This is a genomic window from Cupriavidus sp. BIC8F (assembly GCF_032465815.1).
GTDB classification, from domain to species: Bacteria; Pseudomonadota; Gammaproteobacteria; order Burkholderiales; family Burkholderiaceae; genus Cupriavidus; species Cupriavidus necator.
On the sequence record NZ_CP136094.1, the window covers coordinates 766,379 to 792,727 of the forward strand.

General features: G+C 61.8%; 21 protein-coding genes. 6 read left to right on the forward strand and 15 right to left on the reverse strand.

All coding sequences use genetic code 11. The annotated features are described in order from the left end of the window. Positions 1-16: 16 nt before the first annotated feature. Positions 17-208 carry a hypothetical protein gene (locus RS901_RS03555; RefSeq protein WP_316151551.1) on the reverse strand — a complete coding sequence of 64 codons (192 nt, stop codon included), beginning with the start codon at positions 206-208 and terminating at the stop codon, positions 17-19. A gap of 320 nt (positions 209-528) precedes the next feature. On the opposite strand from RS901_RS03555, the gene RS901_RS03560 reads away from it, so the two are divergent. Beyond that, the gene (locus RS901_RS03560) at positions 529-1,497 is read left to right on the forward strand and encodes a LysR family transcriptional regulator (protein ID WP_410054167.1); all 969 of its coding nucleotides are present in this window, start codon (positions 529-531) and stop codon (positions 1,495-1,497) included. 247 nt (positions 1,498-1,744) lie between these two features. Here the strand turns inward: RS901_RS03560 and menE are convergent, their stop codons facing one another. Together menE and RS901_RS03570 are read right to left on the reverse strand one after the other, a co-directional pair. Next, entirely contained in the window at positions 1,745-3,253 is a 1,509-nt protein-coding gene (gene menE, locus RS901_RS03565) for an o-succinylbenzoate--CoA ligase (protein WP_316151553.1), read from the reverse strand. Positions 3,254-3,286: 33 nt separating this feature from the next. After that, a complete protein-coding gene (locus RS901_RS03570; protein ID WP_316151554.1) occupies positions 3,287-4,738 on the reverse strand; it encodes an acyl-CoA dehydrogenase family protein in 1,452 nt (483 codons plus the stop codon). A 209-nt stretch (positions 4,739-4,947) separates the two neighbouring features. On the opposite strand from RS901_RS03570, the gene istA reads away from it, so the two are divergent. Beyond that, positions 4,948-6,465: an IS21 family transposase gene (gene istA, locus RS901_RS03575; protein WP_316150637.1), complete on the forward strand. Its 1,518-nt coding sequence runs from the start codon at positions 4,948-4,950 to the stop codon at positions 6,463-6,465. Between the two features lie 117 nt (positions 6,466-6,582). Then, complete coding sequence (gene istB / locus RS901_RS03580; RefSeq protein WP_316150636.1) at positions 6,583-7,350, forward strand: IS21-like element helper ATPase IstB; 768 nt, start codon at positions 6,583-6,585, stop codon at positions 7,348-7,350. 155 nt (positions 7,351-7,505) lie between these two features. On the opposite strand, the gene RS901_RS38815 is transcribed toward istB, so the two are convergent. Continuing rightward, positions 7,506-7,751 carry a hypothetical protein gene (locus RS901_RS38815; protein WP_410054150.1) on the reverse strand — a complete coding sequence of 82 codons (246 nt, stop codon included), beginning with the start codon at positions 7,749-7,751 and terminating at the stop codon, positions 7,506-7,508. A gap of 90 nt (positions 7,752-7,841) precedes the next feature. Between RS901_RS38815 and RS901_RS03585 the strand changes: the two genes are divergently transcribed. Beyond that, positions 7,842-8,666, forward strand: coding sequence for a PaaX family transcriptional regulator C-terminal domain-containing protein (locus tag RS901_RS03585; RefSeq protein WP_316151555.1), 825 nt, complete (start codon positions 7,842-7,844; stop codon positions 8,664-8,666). Positions 8,667-9,737: 1,071 nt separating this feature from the next. Beyond that, a complete protein-coding gene (locus tag RS901_RS38820; RefSeq protein ID WP_410054151.1) occupies positions 9,738-9,953 on the forward strand; it encodes a SymE family type I addiction module toxin in 216 nt (71 codons plus the stop codon). A 337-nt stretch (positions 9,954-10,290) separates the two neighbouring features. Here the strand turns inward: RS901_RS38820 and RS901_RS03590 are convergent, their stop codons facing one another. The 11 genes from RS901_RS03590 to RS901_RS03640 form a co-directional block, all read right to left on the reverse strand. After that, a complete protein-coding gene (locus RS901_RS03590; protein WP_316151556.1) occupies positions 10,291-11,313 on the reverse strand; it encodes an HNH endonuclease in 1,023 nt (340 codons plus the stop codon). A 147-nt stretch (positions 11,314-11,460) separates the two neighbouring features. Then, entirely contained in the window at positions 11,461-12,297 is an 837-nt protein-coding gene (locus RS901_RS03595) for a DUF4435 domain-containing protein (protein WP_316151557.1), read from the reverse strand. A gap of 25 nt (positions 12,298-12,322) precedes the next feature. After that, entirely contained in the window at positions 12,323-13,705 is a 1,383-nt protein-coding gene (locus RS901_RS03600) for an AAA family ATPase (protein WP_316151558.1), read from the reverse strand. Between the two features lie 230 nt (positions 13,706-13,935). Next, complete coding sequence (locus RS901_RS03605) at positions 13,936-15,132, reverse strand: ribonucleotide-diphosphate reductase subunit beta (RefSeq protein WP_316151559.1); 1,197 nt, start codon at positions 15,130-15,132, stop codon at positions 13,936-13,938. A gap of 377 nt (positions 15,133-15,509) precedes the next feature. Beyond that, positions 15,510-15,746, reverse strand: coding sequence for a hypothetical protein (locus RS901_RS03610; RefSeq protein WP_316151560.1), 237 nt, complete (start codon positions 15,744-15,746; stop codon positions 15,510-15,512). Positions 15,747-15,756: 10 nt separating this feature from the next. Beyond that, complete coding sequence (locus RS901_RS03615) at positions 15,757-18,690, reverse strand: ribonucleoside-diphosphate reductase subunit alpha (protein WP_316151561.1); 2,934 nt, start codon at positions 18,688-18,690, stop codon at positions 15,757-15,759. Positions 18,691-19,184: 494 nt separating this feature from the next. Then, on the reverse strand, positions 19,185-19,802 hold the full coding sequence (gene ampD / locus RS901_RS03620; protein ID WP_316151562.1) for a 1,6-anhydro-N-acetylmuramyl-L-alanine amidase AmpD: 618 nt from the start codon (positions 19,800-19,802) through the stop codon (positions 19,185-19,187). Next, positions 19,799-21,424, reverse strand: a complete 1,626-nt coding sequence (locus RS901_RS03625) for a sigma-54 dependent transcriptional regulator (RefSeq protein ID WP_316151563.1) — start codon at positions 21,422-21,424, stop codon at positions 19,799-19,801. Before RS901_RS03625 ends, ampD begins: the two co-directional genes overlap by 4 nt. A gap of 25 nt (positions 21,425-21,449) precedes the next feature. Next, a complete protein-coding gene (locus RS901_RS03630; protein ID WP_316151564.1) occupies positions 21,450-23,555 on the reverse strand; it encodes a sensor histidine kinase in 2,106 nt (701 codons plus the stop codon). After that, on the reverse strand, positions 23,552-23,857 hold the full coding sequence (locus RS901_RS03635; RefSeq protein WP_316151565.1) for a PP0621 family protein: 306 nt from the start codon (positions 23,855-23,857) through the stop codon (positions 23,552-23,554). The genes RS901_RS03630 and RS901_RS03635 overlap by 4 nt, the downstream gene beginning before the upstream one ends. Positions 23,858-23,863: 6 nt before the next feature. Continuing rightward, a complete protein-coding gene (locus RS901_RS03640) occupies positions 23,864-24,802 on the reverse strand; it encodes a cytochrome C assembly family protein (protein WP_316151566.1) in 939 nt (312 codons plus the stop codon). A gap of 132 nt (positions 24,803-24,934) precedes the next feature. Between RS901_RS03640 and ffh the strand changes: the two genes are divergently transcribed. Beyond that, positions 24,935-26,329, forward strand: coding sequence for a signal recognition particle protein (ffh, locus tag RS901_RS03645; protein WP_316151567.1), 1,395 nt, complete (start codon positions 24,935-24,937; stop codon positions 26,327-26,329). The last annotated feature ends 20 nt before the right edge of the window (positions 26,330-26,349 follow it).

Here is a 26,349-nt window from a genome sequence, read left to right on the forward strand (position 1 = left end):
TCTCCGCAAAGGGCAATCACATATAGGCCAGGGTCGAGCTGTCTCCGGGGAACCGATTCTTTGGTAACGCCGGTTTCGGCCTTGGGTTATCGAGTGGTGCCGCAATCGATGTACATGGATCGGTAGCGATCAGATCCTTGTAGACATCACGCAGCATCACCGGCTTGACTGAAGCACGGATGGCTTCATGGTTACGAAGTGCATTCATCTTTCATCTCCTTCATACGTAGATCGAATCGGCAGAGTCAGGACGCTCGTCGATTCGACTCAATGCTAGGCGAGCATCGCACTCTCACTGCAGATGAATTTCCAGCCGAGCTACCGGGTAGCTGAATATCTGAGCCTGGTGCGATCGCCATGCTCTGACATAGATCAAGCTTGATAGCATTGTCCGTATGGGATGAAGACTCGGCGTCCTAGACTCCAATCCACTCTCCAATGCGAGCCATGGATGGCAGCCACCTGGTCAATCCCTTCGCCATGAAGGGCCCGAGCGACGCAACCTCAAGATCACCCGAGAGTTCCGGGATGGCCGGGACGAGCAGCTTATCGCTCGCCAGGACGATCTTCGGACGCCTTATCAGGCAAGGACGTTTGCGGCAGCTTCAGTTACTGGTGATGGTCGAAGAGTGTGGAAGCATTGCGCGTGCCGCTGCTGAACTCTGCATGAGCCAGTCTGCCGCCACGCAAGCCCTGGCGGAGTTGGAGAGAGTTGTTGGCATGAGATTGTTCGAGCGGCACGCTCGCGGCATTCGACCCACAGCGAGTGGGCATGGATTGATATCGCATGCGCGTGAAGTCATTGTCAGAATCCGGCAGGCTGCGGAGTACCTCGCAACCAGCAAACGGGGCACGACCAACGCGTTGCGCATCGGCTCCATACCAGCGGCTTCCTACGCACTGATAGCGCCGCTTTTGCCGGCCTTTTACAGCCAGCATCCTGATGTTCACATCGACTTGGCGGAAGACACCGACGCGCGCTTGCTACCGGTGCTGATCGGCGGCGGTCTCGATGCATTGTTCTGCAGGGCACCACTACAAATGCCAGCAGAACTGGTCTTCGAGCCGCTGCTTGAAGACGATGCCATCATCGTCGCTGCATCGTCCCATCCGCTGTCCACGATGGCCGGCTTGGCCATCACCGCATTGGATGGTGCACGCTGGGTATTACCCGCTTCGAGCGTCCAGTTGAGAGAGTTGTTCGATCGCGTAGTACTGAGCGCGCTGCCCGATGCCATGTTGTTTCCGCTCTCCACCATTTCCCTATCGGTGCTGGAAGGATTTCTGCAACAGCCTGGCGCCGTCACGCTTCTGCCACGCAGTGTGTCGAGGGGTCTGATCGCCAGCGGGCGCGTCCACCAACTAGACGTTGCTATCACAGCACCGCTGTCACCGCTTGGTATTGTGTACAGCGCGGAAAGAGCCCCTGAACTGTTGCAGGCTTTCTTGTCGATTGCGCGGCAATGGATGGGAGATCGCAAGTCGATTGAGCCGTAGGCCTCGGGAGCAAGGGGTCTTGCGGTAGGGAAGCGTCGTTCCCCCGCGACCGACCGGTCTGCAAGTTTTGGTCTCGTACGACGAGGGGCAGTTCGCCGCCAGCGGCAATACCTCATGAATCTGCCTCGCGGCCAATTGACAACGCCACGCGTCCCCCATCTGGACCTGAATCGATTCCAAGAGCTGGTTGGTGATGGACTGCAGTTCACAGCCATCAGTTATCAGGCGATCTTCGGAGACCTTCCGATCACCGCCGTGCCCGCAACTCCTGCTTCAGTATCTTCCCAACTGCATTGCGCGGCAGGCTGTTGACGAATTCAACGGCCTTCACGCACTTGTACCCGGCGAGCCGTTGTCTGCAAGCGGTCAGGATATCTGCCTCCATAACGGACGAGCCTGGCTTGCACACCACAAACGCGACGGGGACCTCCCCCCACTTTGCATCTGCCCGCCCGACCACCGCCACGTCTGCAACACCGTGAACCGTGCGGATCGCGGCTTCCAGCTCAGCGGGATAGATGTTCTCTCCGCCGCTGATGATCATATCCTTCAGACGGTCCACGACATACAGGAAACCATCCTTGTCGAGATGGCCGATATCTCCGGTTCGATACCAGCCCTGATGCAAGGCGGCCTGCGTGGCGTCCGGATTTCTCCAGTAGCCGGAGAAGACCATCGGGCCCCGGCACCAGATCTCACCGTCCTCCCCGGTCGACAGCGCAGCTCCCGTCGCCGGGTTGACGATTCTGAGTTCGCCGTGCAGATGTACCTTGCCTTGCGAGTGTGCCTTCGCCAGCCCCATCTCGGTGGTCCAGAATGACACGGCTCCGCAGAACTCGGTAGTTCCGTAGACCTGTTGCACGCTGATACCCAGATCGAGACAGGCCTCGATCAGTGCCTTCGGTACTGCCGACGCTCCGCAACTCACCCACGACAGGCTTGAAGCGTCAACCGACATCGCCTTTGCCACCGCAAGCATTGCCTGAAGCATCACCGGTACCGTCATCATGCTCGTGATGCGTTCAGCGGCGATGGTTTGCCAGACCTCCGTCGGATCAAAGTCTGCCCGGAGAACGGTGGTGCATCCCTTTAGCACATTGGTAATCAACGGAGACAGTCCACCGATATGGAACATCGGTGCGACGAGCAGGAATCGCGCATCCTGACGCCAATCCAGGGTATTGGCATTGGCATGAGCGGCCCAGATCAGGGCTTCGTGCGACAGCATCGCCCCTTTGGGACGCCCAGTCGTGCCTGAGGTGTACATGATGACCGCCGGCAAATCGGCTCGCACTTCACGGGAGCCTGATGCCAGAGGTCCGGACCCGTCCACAATGCTGTCGTAATCGACGCCAAGACCACGCTCTCCCACCCGGATGATTCCCCGCAGCGGCTGGGCTTCAACGAGCAGTTCAACGACAGGAGCGAATTCGTCCTCATACAGCAGAGCGGAAGGCTCGGCATCAGCGAGAATGTATGCCAGTTCCGCGGCGCTTAGCCTCCAGTTCAACACCACGGCAGTCGCGCCAGCACGAGCGGCAGCGAACACCGCATTGGCCTGGGCCTCACCATTTCTTGCGTAGATCGCAACTCGATCCCCTTCGGAAACCCCTAGCTCGGCGAATGCATCAGCAAGCCGTGTACAGCGATCGTTGAACTGAGAAAAGGTCCAGCGTCCGCGCGGGCACACAATGGCTTCGCGGGACGGCGACAGCGCGGCGCGCTGCGCAAGCAGTTGCGAGAGATGCAGGGGCATGATGTCAGGTGTTCGTCAGCTCGCGGCGGGAGGTCAGATCATCAGACTGGCGCGGTTGATCAGCAGTGCAATCGGCGCTTGTGGGTCCAGCGTGCCATATGCAAAGCCACACTCTTGTGCCAGGCGGGCGCGACAGAAGGCATTGGCAATCTCATCATTCCCGGAGGTCAACAGCAGCGCCGCCTGAAGGGCCATTGCCGTTCGCTCTACCACCAGCCGGCTGCGCGCCTCCAGGACGGTCTGGTCTTCGAAGGCTTTATGCAGCCACGCCACATGCCGGTCATAGGCCTCATGCAACCCTCGCGCCGTGTGGAGTTCCTTGAACAGGGCGTCGCGAACTCCGGGCTCCTTCTGCAAGGCACGCAGGACGTCCAGGCACTGAACGTTGCCGCTGCCCTCCCAGATCGAGTTCAGAGGCGCCTGCCGATAGAGCCGCGGCAGGATGTTCTCCTCGACGTATCCAATCCCACCCAGGCATTCCTGCGCTTCGTTGATATAGGCAGGCGTACGCTTGCAGACCCAGTATTTCCCAATGGCGGTCCCGATGCGGGCGAGTGCGGCCTCATGCGGATCTCGCGGCGACGCATCCACAGCGCAAGCGATACGCATCGCAAGCGCGATGGCTGCCTCGCTCTCCATTGCCAGGTCGGCCAGGACATTGCGCATCAGAGGCTGGTCAATCAGCAAACGTCCGAATGCCTTGCGCTGACTCGTGTGGTGGAGTGCCTGCACAATTGCCTGCCGCATCTGCGCGGCTGAGCCGAGAATGCAATCCAGCCGGGTCAGCGCAACCATCTCGATAATCGTCGCGACGCCACGCCCTTCCTCGCCAACCAGACTCGCCGTCGCTCCCTGGAACTCGACCTCGGAAGATGCATTGCTCCAGTCGCCCAACTTGTCCTTCAACCGCTGGATCCGGACCGCATTGAGGGATCCGTCAGGGAGAACACGTGGCATCAGAAAGCAACTCAGACCGCCCTCCGCCTGAGCCAGGACCAGATGCGCATCGCACATCGGCGCTGAAAAGAAGAACTTGTGGCCAACGATTTCGTACGTACCGTCCCGTTGAAGGTGCGCGTGCGTCGTGTTGCTTCGGACATCCGAGCCGCCCTGCTTTTCCGTCATGCCCATGCCGATCGTGCACGCGGTCTTCTCATGAGCAGGCAGTGCGCGCGAGTCGTACTCGCTGGCTGTCGCGCGAGGGATCCATGCGTCTGCAACCGCCGGAGACTTGCGGAGCGCCGGAATGGCGGCATGTGTCATCGTTAGCGGGCAGCTTGTGCCGGCGTCCGGCTGGCCGTTCAGATACACCAGGGCTGCACGCGCAACGTGCGCGCCAACCCGATCCTCGTGCCGCCAGGAAAAGGTATGAACCTGGCCCTGCATCGCGTGGCCCATCAGTTGATGGTAGGCCGGGTGAAACTCGACCGTGTCGATGCGCCGGCCATACCTGTCTGCGTATTCCGGCCGATCGTGACCGGTCATTCCGGATTATCGTGACCGCGGATTCCGGCATCGTGACCGGCATTTCCGGTTTATCGTGACCAGCCGTTCCGGCGATCGTGACCGGGCCGCCGGAGAGGCATCTCACCGCTGATATGGTGGTGTCCTGCTGGCGATGGTCCGGGTGGGGATGTTGCGTATTGTTCAACCCAGGCTGTGGATAACCTTCTGCGTTTTTGCACGGAGAAGCGATGCCCAAGCCGCCCATGACGATACGCATGATCAAAGACGTGTTACGACTCAAGCACGAGTCCAAACTGTCGCACGCCAGCATTGCCGCGGCGCTGCAAGTTTCCAAGGGCGTGGTGTCCAAGTATGTGTCACTGGCCGCTGAGGCCGGCATGACATGGGAGCAGCTACGCGATCTCGATGAAACAGCGATTGCCGCGCACCTGCTGCCCAGCGCACGCGCCAGCGCCTATGTGCCGCCGGACTATGCCCGCATCCACCAGGAACTGCGGCGCAAGGGCGTCACGCTGACCCTGCTGTGGCAGGAATATGTTGAGGCCCATCCCGGCGGCAAGACCTATCGCCACACGCAATTCTGCGAGCGCTACCACGCCTGGGCAAAAAGCCTGAAGCGCTCGATGCGGCAGACCCACAAGGCCGGTGAGAAGCTGTTCGTTGACTATGCCGGGCCGACCATCGCTGTGGCCGACGGCGGCCGCGCCCATGTGTTTGTTGCGGCTCTCGGCGCGTCCAGCTACACATTCGCCTGCGCCACGCCGCGCGAGACGATGGTGGACTGGATCGGCTCGATGGTGCGTGCCCTGAGCTTTATCGGCGGCAGCCCAGAACTGATCGTCCCAGACAACCCGCGCGCCTTGATTGCCAACGCCGACCGTTATGAGCCGCGCGCTAACGAGACGGTGCTCGACTTCGCGCGCCATTACGGCACCTCGGTGCTACCTGCCCGTGCACGGCGCCCGCAGGACAAAGCGAAGGTTGAGGTGGCAGTGCAGATCGTAGAGCGTTGGATCCTCGCACGACTGCGCCATCAGCGTTTCGAGACCGTGCATGCGGTCGACCGCGCGATTGCGGCGTTGCTGCCCGCACTCAATGAGCGCCCCTTCCAGAAGCTGCCAGGCAGCCGTGCCAGTGCCTTCGCGGCCCTGGATGCGCCGGCACTCCGCCCCTTGCCGGCGGTCCCTTACGAGATCGCCAGGTTCCGCACCGTCAAGGTCCATATCGACCATCACATCGAGATCCAGAAGCATCGCTACAGCGTGCCGCACGCACTGGTCGGCCAGATGCTTGATGCACGCATTACCGCTCATGCGGTCGAACTGTTGCACCGTGGCCAGCGCGTCGCTGTCCATGCGCGCGCGGCCGCCGGTGGCTTCACCACCGTGCCCGAGCATCTGCCCGCCGCCCATCGCGCCCACCTCGAGTGGACACCGCAGCGACTCATCCGCTGGGGCGAGCAGATCGGCGGCGCCACCGGTGCTGTCGTGCGCCGGCTGCTTGAGCAGCACAAGCATCCTGAACACGGCTACCGCGCCTGTCTGGGGTTGCTGAGCCTGGCCAAGCGCTATGGCAAGGAACGCCTCGAAGCCGCCTGTGCGATTGCGCTGGAGCTCGGCTCCTATCAGTACCGCCACGTCAAGAACGTGCTCGAAACCGATCGCGATCGGCTGACCACAGCCCCTCCTGCCGAGTGGGTCAGTCCCGACCATGCACACCTGCGCGGCCCCAGCTACTACCAGTAACGCCGTCTGCCAGGCAGCACTAACTCCCGCGATTCGCCTCAATGGCCCTCGCACACCGCTACCGCTGGGCCGCAGCCGATCTTGCTTGCCTGGCGCTCACAACCGGAACCCAATCTCATGATGACCCACACCACGCTCGCGCAACTGCGCTCACTCAAGCTCGACGGCTTTGCCGCCGCCCTGGAAGAACAGCTTGCCCAGCCCGGCGCCAGCGCGCTCGCCTTCGAGGAACGTCTGGCGCTGCTGATCGACCGCGAACTGCTCTGGCGCAATGACCGCAAGCTTGCCCGTCTCTTGCAGCGTGCCCGCCTCAAGTACCCCCACGCCACGATCGAGGATCTTGACGCCCGTCCAGGCCGAGGCATTGATCGGAAACAGGTCACCAGTCTCGCGCTGTCCGACTGGATCACAACCGGACATACTGTCCTGATCGGTGGCCCGACCGGCGTCGGCAAGACCTGGCTGGCCTGCGCGCTGGCGCAGTACGCCTGCCGCCGCGGGCATTCCGTCGCTTATCTGCGCGTGCCCAGGCTGGCCGAAGAGCTACGTATCCTGCATGGCAGCGGTGGCTTCGGCAAATGGCTGCTGCAGATGGCCAAGACTGACCTGATCGTGCTGGACGACTGGGCAGTGGCGCCGCTGGACGCGGTCACGCGCAATGACCTGCTTGAACTCATTGACGATCGCGGCAGCAGCCGTGGGCTACTCATTACCAGCCAGCTACCCGTCGAGCACTGGCATGGCTGGATCGGCGATCCCACCATCGCCGATGCGATCCTCGATCGTCTGATGCACCGCATTCACCGCATCACGCTGGCGGGCGATTCGCTCAGAAAGTCTGCTCAAAAAACGAGCACGACATCCAGCGGCAGCCACACTGCTTAGCTTGGCAGAGTAGAATCCGTCCCCGCGCAACACCCTCAACCCATCACCGGTCACGACGCCGGAATGGCCGGTCACAATCAGCCGGAAACTGCGGGGCCACAGCGGTCACGATAAAACGGAATCAGTGGTCACGATGCCGGAATCGGCGGTCACATTCACCGGAATACGCACCTGTCAAAGCTGTGCAGTACCGGCTTATGACGGTTGGCCAGCTCCCCGTACTCCATCATTCGTCCGCCCGTGACTTCACCATAGGCCGCAAGGTGCTCGCTCGCCCATGCTCCGCCATGCCGCGCTACGGCCTCCTGCAATGCGCGATCCGTTGACCAGGCGTTATACGCGGGCAGGGGCAACGGCTGGTTCTGGACATCGTGAGTGCTGAACTGTGACCTGGCTGACATGGGTAGACTCTCATCCGTGGAAGCGATTCGTATATTACACAACGTCGCATGTTTTGAAAAAACAAGTAATATCAGGAAGAACCCTACCCTATGGCTGAGGCATCAAAGGCTGCATTGGATGAAAGTGCTCCCGGTCCGGCAGCGCGCCGCCTGATTCTCAAGCTCCTGGTGGCATCAGAGACGGAGACCCTCGACGCCTCCGACGCTATCCGCGCCTGCGCGCTCTTCGGGATCTCGGACAACAATGCGCGGGTTGCGCTTACCCGTCTGGCGAACGCCAATCTGATTGAGACAGCGGGAAGAGGAACGTATCGGCTTGGCTCCGAGGGCCGGGCGCTGGGTGAAGACATATCCGCATGGCGAGTTGCAGAGCAGCGAGTGCGTCCTTGGGATGGCACATGGGTAGCCGTCCTGATCGCCGGCCTGGGACGAAGCGATCGTACGGCCCTGCGTGCACGTGAGCGCGCCCTTGCGCTCGTCGGCATGCGGCAACTCGACGAAGGCCTGTATGTCCGGCCGGATAACCTCGCCGGAGGCGTCGCCCATACGCGCGAACGGCTCCACGGCCTTGGCGTCGAGAATAGTGCACCGGTCTTTACGGTACGAGACTTCGACGCCGGGCTGGAATCGAAGGCTCGCGGCCTGTGGAACGGGAAGGAGCTTGTGAAGGGCTATCGCGAGAGCAGGCGTCTGCTTGAGAAATCGAATGCCAGGCTCGACACGTTACCCGTAGAGTTGGCCGCCAAGGAAGCCTATCTGCTCGGCGACCAGGCGATCCGGCAACTAGTGTTCGATCCGTTCTTGCCTGAGCCGCTTGTGACTGTGGCGGATCGTGTCGCCTTCGGAAGTGAAGTAAGACGCTATGACGAAGTTGGTCGTTCCATTTGGCAGCGGTTTCTGGCCGCGCGTGGTTGATGGGCAAGGAGCATCTGAAGCAATCTGGAGTTGATGGCGTCCGCCTGTCAGCATTCGTTCGCGGCTATCTGAGGAGCCGGCTGGGAAGTGCAAGTGGCGGACCTGAATCACAGCCTGCCTCGCCCAGGCCGCGCATCGGCGAGCAATGATGATTGCCGTCGAATTGAATGCTTACAAAGGCCAATGCTCTCTCATCCTACGTAGCTCGCTTTGCAGATGGCGCAGCTCGCTATTGATGGCCGCTAGCTCTTCAATGGAGTACTCGATCACTTGCTGCATCTCTGAAGTGGGCAGCCCGATAACGTTGACGACGCGGTTCTTGTGCGCCTCGACACCCCAGCGCCCATGAACTAGGTTGTTCCGCTGTTGGCGAGCTACATGAGCGCGTTGAATCCAGCTCTCATAGGCACTGTGCCTCTTAGAGCCTCGCGATAACCTGGCATCGACGTACTTAGACAGTTCATCCAGCTTAGTCTTAAAGTTCTGGCTCTCGACTGACTTCGTAAGACTCTCCAAGTTTCGACCGCCGTCTACCCATACAAGGCATAAAGCTAGGTTTACTTCGAGGCGCGAAAATTCGAAAAGCATGTGACCAAGTAGGGATGCGGCCTCATCCTCCAACTTGCTCCTTCTTTCCCAAAGCTCGCCTGCAGTAATTTCATTCATGGCCAGAGTTATTCAAACGCGGACCCGCCATGCTATTCGAATCGTATGGGAGCCGCCACCATCCGGGTGGCCATTCGACAGCCTGTGGCCAAACTCGCTGGGGGCGGTCATGCGGTGAACAGCCACATGCGTCGCCGTTGCGCCAACGCAATGCAGAGTTGTCTCATTGGCGTCAGCATCCGCGTTCTCTAGCCTTGCAATTGGTGCTGAACACACCACTCGCAACGGCCTCACCGCACCCGACAGACTGCGGTGTTTATTCGTCCCTAGCTTCCGCTAAGGCCGGGTAGCGCGCATCGATACAATACCCGAAAGGGAAAACATGCGGGCCGTTTGCGAGCGGTGTTCACGTACCTGGCCGCCCCTCTGAACAAGGGCAATTTAACAATCTTCGCAAGGATTGCTATGTCGACGAAATCTATTGAGGGACAAATCCGCACCATCAGGACCGGGCGAACTCACTTTCCAGTTGTACCTGCTAGCAGCAATAACTTTACCGGCCTACGAGCTATTCCTTGGATTCGTTTGCAGGGTGTTTGGCTAGAACAGGCTGGCTTCACGGTCGGACAGAGGCTCAAAGTGAAGGTACATCGGAAACTGGTCGTCATTTCCGCCGAGTAGCAGCAACGGAAAGAGATCAGGAGCATCGTTCTGGTGATCCCGTACAGAGGATGCGGCGATGGGCGGCGAGCACCCGGGGCTGGGTGCTGGTCGGCCGTCCTCAGAGTCCTGGAGACGTCAAAGCACACACTCAACAGTTATGCGCTGTCGCCCTGCACCCAACTTCAAGAACGCGGTAGTGTGCTCGCCCAGTGTGAGGTGCAGGACGGCGACAGGGGACAAATCTATTTGCTCAATCTTCAAATGACCTTGAAATAGATCTGCCCCCTGTTTTGTGCTTCACTCCCTTTTTTCCTATGTGCGCACTAAATCTGCGATGCAGGCGTCGGCTTCGATACTAATCGGGATATGCGAACGCGGGGTCAAGCACCGAGTTGCCTCCTCTCGAGCGCGCGAGCAGCCGATGCACAAGCCTGTGGCAGTTGGCGCACAGGCATTGAAGATCGTCCAGAGACGTTTTATGCCCCGGCTTCATCTCACTTACAAGCGTCTCGGCATGATGCACTTCGATGCACGCCTCCGCATCTTTCGTTCCGTATTCTTCGACTGGATCGAATCCGCATCTCTCGCATTGGAGCTTTCCATTTCGACGGCGGTACTGATCCTTTTTAGCCTTTGATACAGGTGCGCGCTCGCGCGTTCGATGCAACTTCCACAGCTCACGCCCTTCTTCCCAACCTTCTTCGGGAGGCCCACCTGGCTCATCGTCGACGGCAGCCCCTTTCGCGACCACTTGATAGCCAGCCGCGCGCAGCAGCTGGAAGCACGGCGACGATTCACCGCCTGAGAAATGCTTAGGTTCTATGCGCTCGCCATCAAGTGCCAGCGATAGAGCCACGCCGAAAACCGCCATAGGAGGGAATCGATTGCCGCGCTCCGAGATCAGAACATAGTCTGTGGTGGACGTGCCGAAAGGGTGATGAACGTAACCACTCTCGAACATTTGCACAGAGGTCCAGATAAATTCGGGCGTAGCGCGCTGAAGCACATCGACAGGAAGCCGATCACTATCGGATCCTGACGAGGCTCCCCCCGTCAACGCTGAATACTCCTTAGGAACATACCCCACTTTCTGAAGCTTTCTCCGCGCGTGCTGGCGCAGAGACGTTGAAAAGTGAGAGTTCCACTCGGACTCAATTACAAGTGCTTCAACCGTCAGGTCAACTCGTTCGGCCTCCAACAACTTCAGGAAGCCGCTTGAGTAGTCAGCGCGACTGATCAATCTGCCCACCGCTCCCTCACTACCCTGGGAGTTCAGCAGGCCTTCGAACTTCCTGTAGTCGATCCCAGCCTTCTCTTCTGCCTCCACGGCTTTCGTCAGCAGGAACCGAGTAAACCTCTCCTCGGTAGCGCGATCCAAAGCTTCTCCCCTGTTTTAAGTTGCCGATAAACACGTTCGCCACCCGTCTCGATCAGGCAGCACCATGCTTGGGGGAAAAAGGGGACGGATCTATTCTGATCTAGATCGTGAAATAGATCCGTCCCCTTTTCTCCCCCTCTTTAACATCTACCCTATTCCAGCTTGCCCCATTGCACCTTTCACAGCCTCGACAAACTCCGAATGACGCCCCAGCTCGCAACTCTTCGCCAATCTAATCTCATAGCTTTCGGCCGAGCATCGAATTTTTGCGAATCTCCCCATAAAATGCCTAAGAAATGTAAGCAAATAATCCTTTCCAGAAACAACGTTAATTCCTGCAGCAACAGTGTCACATCGCAGCAGCATCTCCAGATAAGCATCGAATACCTGGCTTCTGTCATGTACCGCAATGAGATCAGAGAATAACTTACAGATTCTCGCCTCTACTGCAGCGATACTAATACTAGGGGTCGGCTTATATTCCAAAAGATCAGAAAGACCGAGCGAAACAGATTGAGCAGTTGGCGCAAACACTCTGAGCGTCGCATACATGGCAAATAATTCAATCAAGCAACTGGCTTCACGCTCATAAGCGGAGAAATCAACCCGTCGAGCAACTTGCGCTCTGCTTTCATTACCAAACTCTTCAAACAAAAATTCCAATACAGCAGACTCGTCAACCAGAATGTTCTCGACACAATAGACCTTGTGTTCATATAGTCGAGGCAATGGTGACTGAGGATTGCCACAGATCAAATTCAGATCACCATCAATGATGTATAGACGCGGTCGACCGTCAGCTTGACTGTCCGCCTTACACTTCTCGATCACCGCCCCTCTTCCACCCAATGGAAAAACTCGATCTATCTTGAATTTTCCACCCCCTATTCTATTGATTAGTTCAACATAAATATTCTGAGTTATTTTCTTATGATCTTCTATATATACATCAATATCATTCCACTCTTGAAAGAAGGTGGACATACTCCCCCGTGACTTCTCTGGCCACTTAACCACGCCGCCCTCCCCGAATATCAACGCAGTTACGATCCATATCCATCACAATGGCTGGCGAGTGCGTTGCCATAATCAATTGAGCATTCGGACTCGCCTCTCTCATAGTTTCGACGAATTTCTCTTGCCACCTGAGATGAAGGGATAGCTCCGGCTCATCTACAATAAATATTCCTTTGCTGGCCGTTTTCATTGCAACGGTTAGATAGCCAAGCATCACGACTATTTGCCTTTCCCCAGATGACAACACAGAAATCGGGCGTTTTTCCCCATTTTGTATCTTTACCTCTAGCCGCCCAACGGTATCAATTGACAATTCCTTTCCAGTATCTCGGAGAAAGCGATTTGCGAGTTCGGTGAAGCGACTTACGTGCCGCCAGAGACCAGCAACATGGGAGCTATGCTTATCAAGCATTTCGACTAGCTTGACCATACGATCCACTATTGGTCTACTTGCCATGAGCTTTATTACCTGCCCAATCTCAGCCTTCTCCCGCTCCTCCGGCTCTTTCATGAAAGGGATAGGACTAGCAAGTTCCTCAATTTTTCCAAAGTAGCGCTCGAGCATGGGACTATATTTTTCCTTTTCAATGCCTAGACCCGAAAGCCCCACTTCGATTCGCTCACGCCTACCTAGTAGCTCTTTTGAAACCTGGACTCTTTGAAGATTGGAATCAAAATGCCACAAATCTTCAAATTCATTAAACTCAAAGGCAGAAAGCAATATGTCTGTCCTTAGCTTCTCTGCGCTGCGATCGGATCGCTCCCGAACACGCCTCACCTCATTCAAAAGCATTGCTTGAACATCTGCCAATCCCGAGGCATTTGCTTGTTCCCAAGCGTACCTATCGCCGGTCATGCGCAAACGCCCTGGATCGCGCGCATATGATTGCGAATCCAAGGCCGAGGAGGCCAAGTACGTATTCTTCCGATCGAGCCCCAAGAATACTGGCGTACGCACCTCGTTCCTAAGAAAATTTAGGACTGGATGATCCGAAAATCTTTCCTCTAGGATTGAATAGTGCTCCTCAACCCGCTCCTCTGGGCGATTACGCAGACGATAGGAACGCGGATCCAAATTTGTGTAGAAAAGATCCTCCTTGATGTGCTCAATGGAAATTCTGGTTCCTTCGGGGCCGGACGAAGAAGAAATGACAATAGGTTTGCCATTCTCATCCGAGATATGAAGCATAGCTCGCGTATGCGGAATTAGATCCAAATCCTTCAAGCTTGGCCTAAGCAGAGCGGATATTAGACGCAGCGCAGTCGTTTTGCCCGCGCCGTTAATTCCAGTGAGGAATGTCAAATCCGGAAAAAAACTACACGCTATCTCCATGTAGCCAAATACACCAAAAGCCGAAAGATATCCAAGCTTCATCTCAAGCCTTCATTAGATTAAAAATCAACAATCTGCCACTCACAATGAAAAGGTGACTGCTTTCGGCAGAATCCGGAAAGCACCCACACTGAGTGATAGTCTACCGGGCATTCTTTCACCTTGTAAGCATCGCTGTCACCCCCAAAAAGAGGTATCTAGTTTCTAGAAATAAAAATGGGGAGCCTATTTGGCTCCCCATTTTTACAGGCATTGGATTGAAATCGTCTTTCTCAATCCCAGCTCAACGCCCCACCCGTCTGATACTCAATAACCCGAGTCTCAAAGAAGTTCCGCTCCTTCTTCAGATCGATCATCTCGCTCATCCACGGGAACGGGTTCTCTTCGTTCGGGAACAGCTGATCCAACCCAATCTGCTGGCACCGCCGATTGCAGATGAAGCGCAGATACGACTTAAACATCGGCGCATTCAGACCCAACACCCCACGCGGCATCGTATCCTCAGCGTAGCGATACTCCAGATCAACAGCCTTCTTGAACAGCTCCGTAATCTCAGCCTTAAACTCCGCCGTCCAAAGATGCGGATTCTCCAGCTTGATCTGATTAATCAAATCAATCCCAAAATTGCAGTGCAGCGACTCATCCCGCAGGATGTACTGATACTGCTCCGCAGCCCCAGTCATCTTGTTCTGCCGCCCCATCGCCAGGATCTGCGTGAAGCCCACATAGAAGAACAGCCCTTCCATGATGCAGGCGAACACGATCAGCGACTTCAGCAGCTTCTGGTCGTTTTCCGGCGTGCCGGTCTTGAACGACGGGTCGGTCAGCGTGTCGATGAACGGGATCAGGAACTCGTCCTTGTCGCGGATCGACTGCACTTCGTGGTACGCGTTGAAGATCTCGGCTTCGTTCAGGCCCAGCGATTCAACGATGTACTGGTAGGCGTGCGTGTGGATGGCCTCTTCAAAGGCCTGGCGCAGCAGGTACTGGCGGCATTCCGGCGCGGTGATCTGGCGGTAGGTGCCCAGCACGATGTTGTTGGCGGCCAGCGAGTCGGCGGTGACGAAGAAGCCGAGGTTGCGCTTGATGATGCGGCGCTCGTCTTCGGTCAGGCCGTTCGGGTCTTTCCACGTCGCGATGTCGCGCGACATGTTGATTTCCTGCGGCATCCAGTGGTTGGCGCAGCCGGCCAGGTACTTTTCCCACGCCCACTTGTACTTGAACGGGACGAGCTGGTTGACGTCGGTCGAGCCGTTGATGACGCGCTTGTCGGCAGCGTTGACGCGGCGGTTGCTTTGCGCGGCGGCGGCGTTGGGGTTGTTGCCCAGGATGCCGGCTTGCGTGGCGCTCGGCGGCAGGACGCCTTGCTGGTCGGCCGTGGCAGCGGCGGCAGCGGCGGCAGCGGGTTGCAGGGCAGGCTGCGGTGCGGCCTGCGGGGTGGCTTGAACGTCGTCGTCCCAGCTCAGCATAAGTCTTTCTCCAATTGTCTTCGTGGCTCAGTTGACGATCTGAATCACCTGGTCCCACTTGCTATGCGGCCCGTGAACCTGCCGCCGGCCGGGGAACCGGTCATCCAATAGCGACAACCTAGCAATGCCATCAATGTAAAAGCGGCGCCAGTCTGGAAGGACTCCTCGAGAACTCGTCCCGCGGACTTGGTATCCCAAGATTCCGAGCCGACCCGCCTGAAGCCCCAAGATATGAGGCTCAGCAATTCGGTTGTGCCCATCGTAGAAGAAGCTCAGGAGCCTCTTCTCCCTGATTGCTTGTTGAATCAGTTGCGCATTCACGTGGACCTCCACGCTTAATCCCCCCGCGCAACATTGCACGGGGGGTACAAACTCGCCTACTTCTTGGTCTTTTGCGACAGCGCGCTGCCAGCAATTGACTTGGCATCAGCACCAAAGCGACCGTCCTTCAGGATCTTTGCCGCAGTCGTTGCAACTTTGGCTGAAGTACCTTCGGCAGGTGCCTTGCTCTGAGTAAGGACACTCGCAGCTACCTTTTTGACATCCGGACTTGTGGATGCCTTCAGCGCCTCAGAAGCCTTAGAGGCAACATTCTTCGAGGTTTCCTTAGTCATGGCTGACTCCTTACTGGCAAGCCTCGCACTCTTCAAACCCAGGATCACCCGGACGCATCGTGCAAACCGCGCCTTCCGCCTCCGGCATGGCCGGTGCCGAGGCAGCCGCCGCATCCAGCGCCGAACCACCATCGCTACCCGACGACACCGCATTCAGCGAACCGCGCGACACGGTGGACTTCTCCACGTGCGTGGCAGCCATCGTGCGCAGGTAGTACGTGGTCTTCAGGCCGCGCAGCCAGGCCAGCTTGTAGGTGTCGTCCAGCTTCTTGCCCGAGGCGCCGGCCATGTAGATGTTCAGGGACTGGGCCTGGTCGATCCACTTCTGGCGGCGGCTGGCGGCTTCCACCAGCCAGGTCGGCTCGACTTCGAACGCGGTGGCGTAGATGTCGCGCAGGTCTTGCGGAATGCGGTCGATGCGCGACAGCGAGCCGTCGAAGTACTTCAGGTCGGCGACCATCACTTCGTCCCACAGGCCGCGTTCCTTCAGGTCGCGCACCAGGTAGTCATTGACCACGGTGAACTCGCCCGACAGGTTCGACTTGACGTACAGGTTCTGGAACGTCGGCTCGATGCACGCGGACACGCCGATGATGTTCGAGATCGTGGCGGTCGGCGCGATTGCGATGCAGTTCGAGTTGCGCATGCCGTGCTGCTTGATGCGGGCGCGCAGGCTGTCCCAGTCCATGCTGCTCGACAGGTCCACGTCCAGGTAGCCGCCGCGCTCTTCGGCTAGCAGCTTGAGCGAGTCCTGCGGCAGGATGCCGCGGTCCCACAGCGAGCCGGTGTAGGTCTCGTAGCGGCCACGCTCTTCGGCCAGCTCGGTGGAGGCCTGGTAGGCGTAGTAGCACACGGCTTCCATCGAGGTGTCGGCGAACTTCACCGCGGCGTCGCTGGCGTACGGCGTGCGCAGCACGTGCAGGCAGTCCTGGAAGCCCATGATGCCCATGCCGACCGGACGGTGGCGCAGGTTGGAGTTGCGGGCCTTTTCGACAGCGTAGTAGTTGATGTCGATGACGTTGTCGAGCATCCGCATGGCGGTGCGGATGGTCTTCTGCAGCTTGGCGTGGTCGAGCACGTACGAGCCGTCGGCCTGCTTGGCCAGGTGGGCGACCAGGTTGACCGAGCCCAGGTTGCAGACGGCGATTTCGCTGTCATTGGTGTTCAGCGTGATTTCCGTGCACAGGTTGGAGCTGTGGACGACGCCGACGTGCTGCTGCGGGCTGCGGATGTTGCACGGATCCTTGAAGGTGATCCACGGGTGGCCGGTTTCGAACAGCATGCCCAGCATCTTGCGCCAGAGCTGCATGGCCGGGACCTTCTTGAACAGCTTCAGTTCGCCGCTGGCGGCCTTGGCTTCGTAGCCGAGGTAGGCCTGCTCGAATGCCTTGCCGACCTTGTCGTGCAGGTCCGGGCAGGTGGACGGCGAGAACAGCGTCCATTCGCCGTTTTCCATCACGCGCTTCATGAACAGGTCCGGAATCCAGTTGGCCGTGTTCATGTCGTGGGTGCGGCGGCGGTCGTCGCCGGTGTTCTTGCGCAGCTCCAGGAATTCTTCGATGTCCAGGTGCCAGGTTTCCAGGTAGGCGCAGACGGCGCCCTTGCGCTTGCCGCCCTGGTTCACGGCCACGGCGGTGTCGTTCACCACCTTCAGGAACGGCACCACGCCCTGGCTCTTGCCGTTGGTGCCCTTGATGTGCGAGCCGAGCGCGCGCACGTTGGTCCAGTCATTGCCCAGGCCGCCGGCAAACTTGGACAGCAGCGCGTTTTCCTTGAGCGCTTCGTAGATGCCTTCCAGGTCGTCCGAGACGGTGGTCAGGTAGCACGACGACAGCTGCGAGCGCTGGGTGCCCGAGTTGAACAGGGTCGGCGTGGACGACATGAAGTCGAACGACGACAGCAGCTGGTAGAACTCGATGGCGCGCGCTTCGCGGTCGGCTTCGTTGAGGGCCAGGCCCATGGCGACGCGCATGAAGAATGCCTGCGGCATCTCGATGCGGGTCTCGTCGATGTGCAGGAAGTAGCGGTCATACAGCGTCTGCAGGCCCAGGTAGTTGAACTGGAAGTCGCGGCTGGCGTCCAGCGCGGCGCCCATGCGGGCCAGGTCATACGTGGCCAGCTTCTCGTCCAGCAGCTCGGCGGCGATACCGCGGGCGATGAACTTGGGGAAGTACTCGGCGTAACGCGTGGTCATTTCGGCCTGCGTCACTTCGGCACCCAGGATTTCCTTGCGGATGGTGTGCAGCAGGATACGGGCGGTGACCTGGCTGTAGTCCGGATCCTTTTCGATCAGGGTACGCGCGGCCAGGATGGCGGAGTCGTACACCTGCGTCATCGGCACGCCTTCGTACAGGTTCTTGAGCGTTTCCTTCAGGATCGGCTCGGCGCTCACGGCCTTGCCCAGGCCGGCGCAGGCGTTGTCGAGCAGCGCGTGCAGGGCGACGATGTCCAGCGGCTTGCTCACGCCGGCGTCGCTCACGTTGATGCTGATGCCGCCTTCCTGCACGCGGGCCACGGCTTCGGCGCTGGCGCTGGCGCGCTCTGCCTTGCGCTTCTCGCGGTACAGCACGTAGGCGCGGGCCACTTCATGCTCGCCCGAGCGCATCAGCGCCAGTTCCACGTGGTCCTGCACGTCTTCAATATGGATGGCGCCGCCGTTGGGGCGGCTGCGCACCAGCGCGCGCACCACGTTGTCAGTCAGTTGCTCGACGATCTCGCGCACACGCGCGGACGCGGCGCCCTGCCCGCCGTTCACGGCGAGGAAGGCCTTGGTCATGGCAACGGCGATCTTGGACGGCTCGAAAGCCACCACGGCGCCGTTGCGTCGAATGATCTTGTGATCCGGGTAGTTCGTATTGGCGGCGTTGGCGGGGGTCTGCTGCGCGGTCGGTGCGATACCGGCGGCGGCGCCACCCGTGGTGATTTCGTTCTGGGCCGTTTGCATGAGAACTCCTGTTTTTACCCTGGAAATAAGAGACAAAAGAGTCCCTGGCGAAATGCGGCGAAAAGAACGTCCCTCCCGGCGTGAAGTCGGGGGCGGACAGACTGCCTTTACGTGAACATTTCGCCAGGGACTCTTGTGATTCGCTGGCCTTAGCGGGCGGTTTCGAGACGATGCACGAACTTCGTGATCCCTGACTCGCCCTTGGGCCGGCTCCCCGGTTTGACTACTAGATATAGTGTGTGACGCGTAAAACTGGGCTAAGTATAGTGAAACGAATCCGAATGACCAGTCTTGACAAGCGCTATTTCGGGGGCGGTTGCGCAGATGCGGCAGCGCCACATGCCCGCAAGCCTAATACTCGCAAGGGTTTTCGCCAGACCGTTCGCAACTGCACATTTCACAAAAATTTTTTTGATTGTTGCGAGGTTGCGATAGCCCCACCCGGAGGTAGGGCATGTGCGCCGGAACGGGGCGCACGGGGATGGGGAATGAGGTTAAGGATTCGTCACCTGACCAGTCGCACCAGGGCACTGGTAGGGCAACATGCCCGGCGCCACGCCTGCCTGCCTGGCGAAGCGCGCCCAGTCGAAATGCGGGCCGGGATCGGTCTTGCGCCCCGGGGCGATGTCGCTGTGGCCGGCAATCGCGCGCACCGGGTAGGCGACCAGCAGCGCGGGCACCAGCGCGGCTACGGTGTCGTACTGGGCCAGGGTGAACGGCAGGTCGTCACAGCCCTCGATCTCGATGCCGATGGAGAAATCGTTGCAACGGGCACGGCCGAAAAAGTCTGACTGCCCGGCGTGCCACGCCCGCTGCGTGCACGGGACGAACTGCACCAGCTCACCCTCGCGGGTAACCAGGAAGTGCGCGGACACCTGCACCTGATGGATGGTGGCAAAGAACGGGTGCTTGTTGGGATCGAGCCGGTTCTGGAAGAAGGCCTCGATGTCGCCGCTGCCGAACTGGCCGGGCGGCAGGCTGATGTTGTGCAGCACCACCAGGTCCACCGGCATGCCGGCCGGGCGCGCATCGAAATTGGGCGACGGCACGCGGCGCGCGGCGGGGACCCAGCCGTCGGCATCGGGCAGGTAGCGGTGCGCGGGCTTGCTCATGGCGTGCCCTCGCCTTCCACGGCGCTGCGGTCGGCGGCGTCCATGGCTTCGCGGATGCCCAGCTGCTGGATGCGGTAGCGCAGCTGGCGCAGGTTCAGGCCCAGCAGCGGCGCGGCCGCGGTGCGGTTGAAGTTGGTCTGCGCCAGCGCCTGCAGGATCAGCTCGCGCTCCACGGCTTCCAGCCTGGCCGGCAGGTCGATCGGGAAGACGATGCCGCGGCAGGCACGTTCGGCGGGGTCGCCGGCGGGCTCAGGTTCGGGCACGCTGGCCGGGGCCGGGGCCACGGGTGGCGGCTCTGCCAGGGCCGGCGCGGGCGCGGCGGCCGGCGGCACCGGCGCCCACATGCCTGCGGCGCCCCAGGGGGCGTAATAGTTAGTGGGCGCCATCGCCGGCGCGGGGGCATGCAGCAGCCCGGCGCGCTCGGCGCCGGCGTCCAGCGGGCCCAGGTCGGCCAGCTCGATCTCTTCGCTCTCGGCAAAGGCGTAGGCGCGCTCCAGCAGGTTCTCCAGCTCGCGCACGTTGCCGGGGAACGGATAAGCCACCAGCCGCTCCAGCGCCGCCGGCGACAGCCGCTTGGGGCGCGGGTCGCCGTAGCGCACCGCCAGGTGGTCCAGGATGGCGCGCGCCAGCACCGGAATGTCTTCGCCGCGCTCGCGCAGCGTGGGCATGCGCAGCGCCAGCACGTTCAGCCGGTAATACAAGTCCTGCCGGAACTGCCCGGCCGCCACCATCGCCGCCAGGTCCTTGTGGCTGGCGCACATCACGCGCACGTCGACGGCGTCTTCGCGGCTGGCGCCGATCTTGCGCACGCGGCGCTCCTGCAGCGCGCGCAGCAGCTTGACCTGCATCGGCAGCGGCAGGTCGGCCACCTCGTCGAGCAGCAGCGTGCCGCCGTTGGCGGCCTGGAAGAAGCCGCCGCGCTCCCCGTCGGCACCGGTGAAGGCGCCTTTGACATGGCCGAAGAACTCAGACTCCATCAGGTTCTCGGGGATGGCGCCGCAGTTGACGGCGATAAAGGGATGCGCGGCGCGCCCGCTGATCGCATGGATGGCGTGCGCGGCGCGCTCCTTGCCGCTGCCGGATTCGCCGCTGATCACCACCGGCGCCATGCTGCGCGCCAGCCGCGACAGCGAGCGTCGCACCTCCTGCATGGCGGCGGAATGGCCGGGCAGCAGCGCAGTGGCGCGGTCGGCGGCCTGCTCTGCCGCGGCGGCTTCGGCATCGGTGCTGTCGCGTTGCTGGCGGCCCAGCGCGTTCAGCACCAGGCTGCGCAGCTGCTCCAGCGAGACCGGCTTGGCGATGTAGTCGAAGGCGCCGGCCTTGAGCGCTTCCACGGCGTTGTCGGCGCTGCCGTAGGCGGTGATGACCGCCACCGGGATGCGCTCCGGCGCGGCCGACAGCTGGCGCACGATCTCGATGCCCATGCCGTCGCCCAGGCGCATGTCGGTCAGCACCAGGCTGTAGCGGCCCTGCGCCAGCTTCTCGCGCGCCTCGGCCAGGGAGCCGGCCAGCACCACGTCATGGCCCATGCGGCGGATCGAGATGTCCAGCAGCTCGCGCAGGTCGGCCTCGTCGTCGATGACCAGGATGGGATCGGGCGCTCGGGGCATTCGGGGTGGCATGGGGTGGTGGCTGGGTTGGGACAGGTCAGGCGGCGGCCGCATCGGCACTCTCGATGCGCAGCGTCAGCACGAAAGCCTTGGCCGGCAGTGTATCGCGCGCGGCGGGGGCCAGCATGCCGGTGCGCTCGAGCAGCGCAGGCAAGGCGATGGCGCCGTAGCGCACCTGGGCGTCATTGGCGCCGCACAGCTCGCGCGCCATGAACAGGCCCAGCCCGGTGCCCTGGGCGTTGCTGGTGAAGAACGGTTCGAACAGGCTGCGCTGGTGCTCGCGCGCCACCTCGGCGCCATCGTTCCAGACGATCAGCTCGGCATGGTGCAGGTCCAGCGCATGTGCCAGCAGCCGGATCGAACCCGGCAGCCGGCTGCAGTAGCGCCAGGCGTTGTCCAGCAGGTTGCCCAGCACCTGCTGCAGCTGCGAGGCGTCGAACACCACCGGCTGGGCCACGTCCACGGTCAGCCGGATGGCATTGGCGTTGATGTCGGCCCGGCCCGCCGGGCGGGTCTCGCCGGCGCGCGGGCGGCGCGAGCGCATTTCGGCGCGCCAGCGCTCGACGATCTCGGGCAGCGCCTGCGCCAGGTGCACGGTGCTGCGGCCGGTGCGCGGGCGGCGCGACATCTGCAGCACGTCTGACACCACCTGGTCCAGCCGGCGCACGTTGTCGTTGATGATGCGCAGCAGGCGGGCGTCGATATCGACATCGGCGCCGCCGTGGTCCTGCGCGGCGGGATCGCGCCGGCCGGAGTCGCCCAGCAGTTCGCTGGCCTGGCTGATCGCCGCCAGCGGGTTGCGGATCTGGTGTGCGATGCTGGCCACCAGCCGGCCCATGGCGGCCAGCTTTTCCTGCTGCACCTGCTCGGCGATGCGTTCCCAGCTTTCGATATGGACCAGCACGGTGTCGCGCATCTCGTTGCGCAGCAGCGCCTCATCCTCCTGCGACCAGGCCATGGCCTCGTTCTGGGCGATGGCCAGGCGCAGGCGCCCGGCGGCCTCGGGCGACAGCTCGCTCCAGGCGGCCGTATCCAGCGTGGCGGGCACGGTGCGGCCATGCGCCATGGTCGAACGCAATCCTGCCAGCCCCGGCAGCACAAAGCGCAGCCGCAGCCGGGTGTGCTGCATGGTGCCGTCGGCCAGCGCGGTGCCGGACGCCATCGGCAGCAGCTGCAGGATGCGCGGCACGTCGTCCTTGCTGCGCAGCCAGTCGCGCAGCATCTCCATCAGCGGCTGCAGGCGCGGGATGCGGCGCAGGTCGAACAGCACAGCTTCGCCGCCCTGCCCCGCCGCACCACCCAGCCGGCGTGAGTAGATGCGCTCATGCGGCTGCACGCCCAGCAGCACCACCGCCGCGGGGTTGGCCGCCACCACCGCGCCGTTGGCGCGCACCAGCATCACGCCGTCCTGCATGTCGTTGACCATCAGCCGGTTGACCAGCTGCTGCAGGCGCAGCTCCTGCTCGCGCGCCAGCGCCAGCCGTTCCTGCGCGATCTGGCGGTTGGCCAGCATATACATCAGCAGCGCCGCGATCATGAACACCAGGCCGAACAGGCCCGACCCCAGCAGCCCGGCATCGGCCTGGCGCAGCAGGATGGTGTGCATGAAGGGCCCGCTCATCACCACCAGCGCGGAAATCGCCGCGGCAAACAGCGCGAACAGCAGGCTGGTCAGTGCGCCGGCTTCCAGCGCCGGCAGCAGGAAGATCATGGCCAGGCCCTCGGCCTGCCCGCCCCGCCCCAGCACGCTGAAGACCAGCGCCAGCAGGGCCAGGTCGGCCAGCACCTGCACCCGCACGCGCAGATGGAAGTGCCGGCGCCACAGCGTGCCGGCCAGCATCGCCACAGCAATGCCAAGATAGGGCACGGCGATGGTCATGGCCGCCGCGTGCTCGATGCCGCCCAGGGCCCCAAGGTCGAACGGCACGGGCGGGATCGCATTCGTGACGGCGGTGACGGATGCCGGCTCGCCGCGCCGCATCAGCGCAAAGCCGACCAGCAGCAGGCCCACGGCCACGCGGGTCCAGCAGAAATAGCGCAGCAGGCGCCAGTGGAAGTCAGGCGGTTCGGGCTGGCGCCACAGCTGGGCCAGGCCGCGCCAGGCGTTCAGCCGCTGCCAGCCCGACGACGCCGGCTCTGTCATGGGCGGGGGCCGCCGCTGCTGTCGTCGCTGCTCTCGGCCCGGCTCTCGTCAGGCAGGTGGCTGCGGCGGCAGTAGTGCAGGCCGCGCCAGGCAATGGTCTCGCCCTGCGGCAGGTGCACGCCGCACTGGGCGCACTGGACCATGGGTTCGGCGCTGGCGTCGGCCGGGCCGGCGGCGCCAGTGCGCTCGCCGGCCTGGCGGGCCTGGCGTGCGCGGTGTTCAGCCAGCCGGGCCTCGGCGCGGGCGCGCAGCCACCAGATGACGCCCAGCACCACGGCCAGCAGGATCAGGATACGTGCCATGGGGAATCAGAGACGATGCAGGACGACTTCAATCACGAAACGGCTGCCGACATAGGCCAGCAGCAGGATGCCGAACGAGGCGATGACCCAGCGCAGCGCCACCTTGCCGCGCCAGCCGCGGAAGATGCGCCCGGCCAGGATGCCGCCGAACATGGCCCACGAGATCAGCGCGAACACCGTCTTGTGGTCCAGCCGGAAGGCGCGTCCGAACAGCTCTTCGGAGAACAGCAGGCCCGAGGCAATGGTCAGCGTCAGCAGCACAAAGCCGGCGCCGATCAGCCGGAACAGCAGCTTCTCCAGCGTCAGCAGCGGCGGCAGCAGGTCAAGCCAGCGGCCCAGCCATTCGCTGGGTTGCTGCTCCGGCGGCCGCGCCGGCGCGTGCCGGAAGCCATGCAGGCGCCGTTCGGCCAGCAGCATCAGGAAGGCGTGGAAGGCCGCCAGCGTGAACAACCCGTAGGCCACGTTGGCGATGATGAAATGCAGCTTGAACAGCGGCCGCGCCGCGTAGCCCAGGATCTGCGAGCCGGGGAAGGCCAGCGGCATCAGGCTGGCCACCAGCGCCACCGGGATCACGATCAGGCCCAGGCCCGCCAGCGAGAAGAAGAAGCTCTCTATCCAGTAGATGCCCACGCCCAGCCACAGCATGGCCGACAGCGCAAAGGCAAAGCCGAACATCATGCGCTCGGCCGGGAAGATGGTTTCATGCAGCAGCAAGCCGTGGCTGGCCAGCGCCGCCAGCATCAGCACGTGCCACCAGGCCGGGCGCCCTTCGCCGTGCGCGCCGCCCGCCGGGGGGATGGGGCCACCGCCGGCCACCAGCACGCCCGAGGTCGCCCCCCCTGCCTGGCCGGCAGCGGTGGCAACGCGTGGATGGCGCGTGGCCCAGCCGTGATAGGCCAGGCCGCAATAGAGAAGTGCCGTCAGGGCATACAGTACAATGACCATTTACGCAGTTTACCTTAGTGCCCACGGACGGTGGCGGCCGGTTGAACCGGTGTTCCAGGCCCGCCCCGTGTGCCGGACTGCCTCCGAATTTCAGCCCCGAGCCCTGCTCCGACTTCTCCCCCGATTCCTGCCATGCTGGACAATCTCACTCAACGCCTGGCGCGTGTGGTCAAGACCATGCGCGGCGAGGCGCGCCTGACCGAGGCCAACACCGCCGAGATGCTGCGCGAAGTGCGCCTTGCCATGCTCGAAGCCGACGTGGCGCTGCCGGTCGTGCGCGAATTCGTTGCCCGCGTGAAGGAAAAGGCCATGGGCGAGGAGGTTGTCAGCAGCCTCACCCCGGGCCAGGCCCTGGTCGGCGTGGTCCAGCGCGAGCTGACCGCCGTGATCGGCGGCACCGACGCGGCCAGCGGCAACAACAAGGAAGCCGAGCTGAACCTGGCCGTGCAGCCGCCCGCCATCATCCTGATGGCCGGCCTGCAGGGCGCCGGCAAGACCACCACCGTGGGCAAGCTGGCCAAGTGGCTCAAGGAAAACAAAAAGAAGAAGGTGCTGACGGTCTCGTGCGACGTCTACCGCCCCGCCGCTATCGCCCAGCTGAAGACGGTTTCCGAGCAAGTCGGCGCTGACTTCTTCCCGTCGCAGCCGGACCAGAAGCCGGCGGACATCGCCCGCGCGGCGGTGGACTGGGCGCGCAAGCACTACCACGATGTGCTGATCGTCGACACGGCCGGCCGGCTGGGTATCGACGAGCTGATGATGCAGGAAATCGCCGCGCTGCACGCGGAGCTCAAGCCCGCCGAAACCCTGTTCGTGGTCGACGCCATGCTGGGCCAGGATGCCGTCAACACCGCCAAGGCCTTCAACGACACCCTGCCGCTGACCGGCGTGGTGCTGACCAAGCTGGACGGCGATGCGCGCGGCGGCGCGGCACTGTCGGTGCGCCATATCACCGGCCGCCCGATCAAGTTTGTCGGCGTCGGCGAAAAGCTGGACGGCCTGGAGCCCTTCTACCCCGACCGCATGGCCCAGCGCATCCTGGGCATGGGCGACATCCTCGCGCTGGTCGAGGAAGCCCAGCGCGGCGTGGACATGGAAGCGGCCGAGAAGCTGGCCAAGAAGATCAAGAAGACCGGTGACTTCGACCTGGAAGACTTCAAGGCGCAGATCGGCCAGATGAAGAAGATGGGCGGCCTGGGCAGCCTGGTCGACAAGCTGCCGGCGCAGTTCGCCCAGCAGGCGCAGGGCGCCAACATGGACCAGGCCGAGAAGCAGGTGGCCCGCATGGAAGGCATCATCAACAGCATGACGCCCACCGAGCGCGCCAAGCCCGAACTGATCAAGGCCAGCCGCAAGCGCCGCATTGCCGCGGGCGCCGGCGTGCCGGTGCAGGAAGTGAACCGCCTGCTCAACCAGTTCGACCAGATGCAGTCCATGATGAAAAAGCTCAAGGGCGGCGGCATGATGAAGATGATGCGCCAGATGGGCGCGATGAAGGGCGGCATGAAGGGCCTCTTCAACCGCTAGAATCCGTCTGCGCAACCCGA

Excerpts from the sequence above, each read along its gene's own strand:
- RS901_RS03595 (WP_316151557.1), bottom strand. The coding sequence starts at position 12,297 with ATGTCCACCTTCTTTCAAGAGTGGAATGATATTGATGTATATATAGAA.
- istA (WP_316150637.1), top strand. The coding sequence starts at position 4,948 with ATGCCCAAGCCGCCCATGACGATACGCATGATCAAAGACGTGTTACGA.
- RS901_RS03605 (WP_316151559.1), bottom strand. The coding sequence starts at position 15,132 with ATGCTGAGCTGGGACGACGACGTTCAAGCCACCCCGCAGGCCGCACCG.
- RS901_RS03600 (WP_316151558.1), bottom strand. The coding sequence starts at position 13,705 with ATGAAGCTTGGATATCTTTCGGCTTTTGGTGTATTTGGCTACATGGAG.
- RS901_RS03570 (WP_316151554.1), bottom strand. The coding sequence starts at position 4,738 with ATGACCGGTCACGATCGGCCGGAATACGCAGACAGGTATGGCCGGCGC.
- RS901_RS03560 (WP_410054167.1), top strand. The coding sequence starts at position 529 with ATGGCCGGGACGAGCAGCTTATCGCTCGCCAGGACGATCTTCGGACGC.
- RS901_RS38820 (WP_410054151.1), top strand. The coding sequence starts at position 9,738 with ATGTCGACGAAATCTATTGAGGGACAAATCCGCACCATCAGGACCGGG.
- istB (WP_316150636.1), top strand. The coding sequence starts at position 6,583 with ATGATGACCCACACCACGCTCGCGCAACTGCGCTCACTCAAGCTCGAC.
- RS901_RS03610 (WP_316151560.1), bottom strand. The coding sequence starts at position 15,746 with ATGACTAAGGAAACCTCGAAGAATGTTGCCTCTAAGGCTTCTGAGGCG.
- menE (WP_316151553.1), bottom strand. The coding sequence starts at position 3,253 with ATGCCCCTGCATCTCTCGCAACTGCTTGCGCAGCGCGCCGCGCTGTCG.
- RS901_RS03625 (WP_316151563.1), bottom strand. The coding sequence starts at position 21,424 with ATGCCACCCCGAATGCCCCGAGCGCCCGATCCCATCCTGGTCATCGAC.
- RS901_RS03585 (WP_316151555.1), top strand. The coding sequence starts at position 7,842 with ATGGCTGAGGCATCAAAGGCTGCATTGGATGAAAGTGCTCCCGGTCCG.
- RS901_RS03635 (WP_316151565.1), bottom strand. The coding sequence starts at position 23,857 with ATGGCACGTATCCTGATCCTGCTGGCCGTGGTGCTGGGCGTCATCTGG.
- ampD (WP_316151562.1), bottom strand. The coding sequence starts at position 19,802 with ATGAGCAAGCCCGCGCACCGCTACCTGCCCGATGCCGACGGCTGGGTC.
- RS901_RS03640 (WP_316151566.1), bottom strand. The coding sequence starts at position 24,802 with ATGGTCATTGTACTGTATGCCCTGACGGCACTTCTCTATTGCGGCCTG.
- ffh (WP_316151567.1), top strand. The coding sequence starts at position 24,935 with ATGCTGGACAATCTCACTCAACGCCTGGCGCGTGTGGTCAAGACCATG.
- RS901_RS03615 (WP_316151561.1), bottom strand. The coding sequence starts at position 18,690 with ATGCAAACGGCCCAGAACGAAATCACCACGGGTGGCGCCGCCGCCGGT.
- RS901_RS03630 (WP_316151564.1), bottom strand. The coding sequence starts at position 23,555 with ATGACAGAGCCGGCGTCGTCGGGCTGGCAGCGGCTGAACGCCTGGCGC.
- RS901_RS03555 (WP_316151551.1), bottom strand. The coding sequence starts at position 208 with ATGAATGCACTTCGTAACCATGAAGCCATCCGTGCTTCAGTCAAGCCG.
- RS901_RS38815 (WP_410054150.1), bottom strand. The coding sequence starts at position 7,751 with ATGTCAGCCAGGTCACAGTTCAGCACTCACGATGTCCAGAACCAGCCG.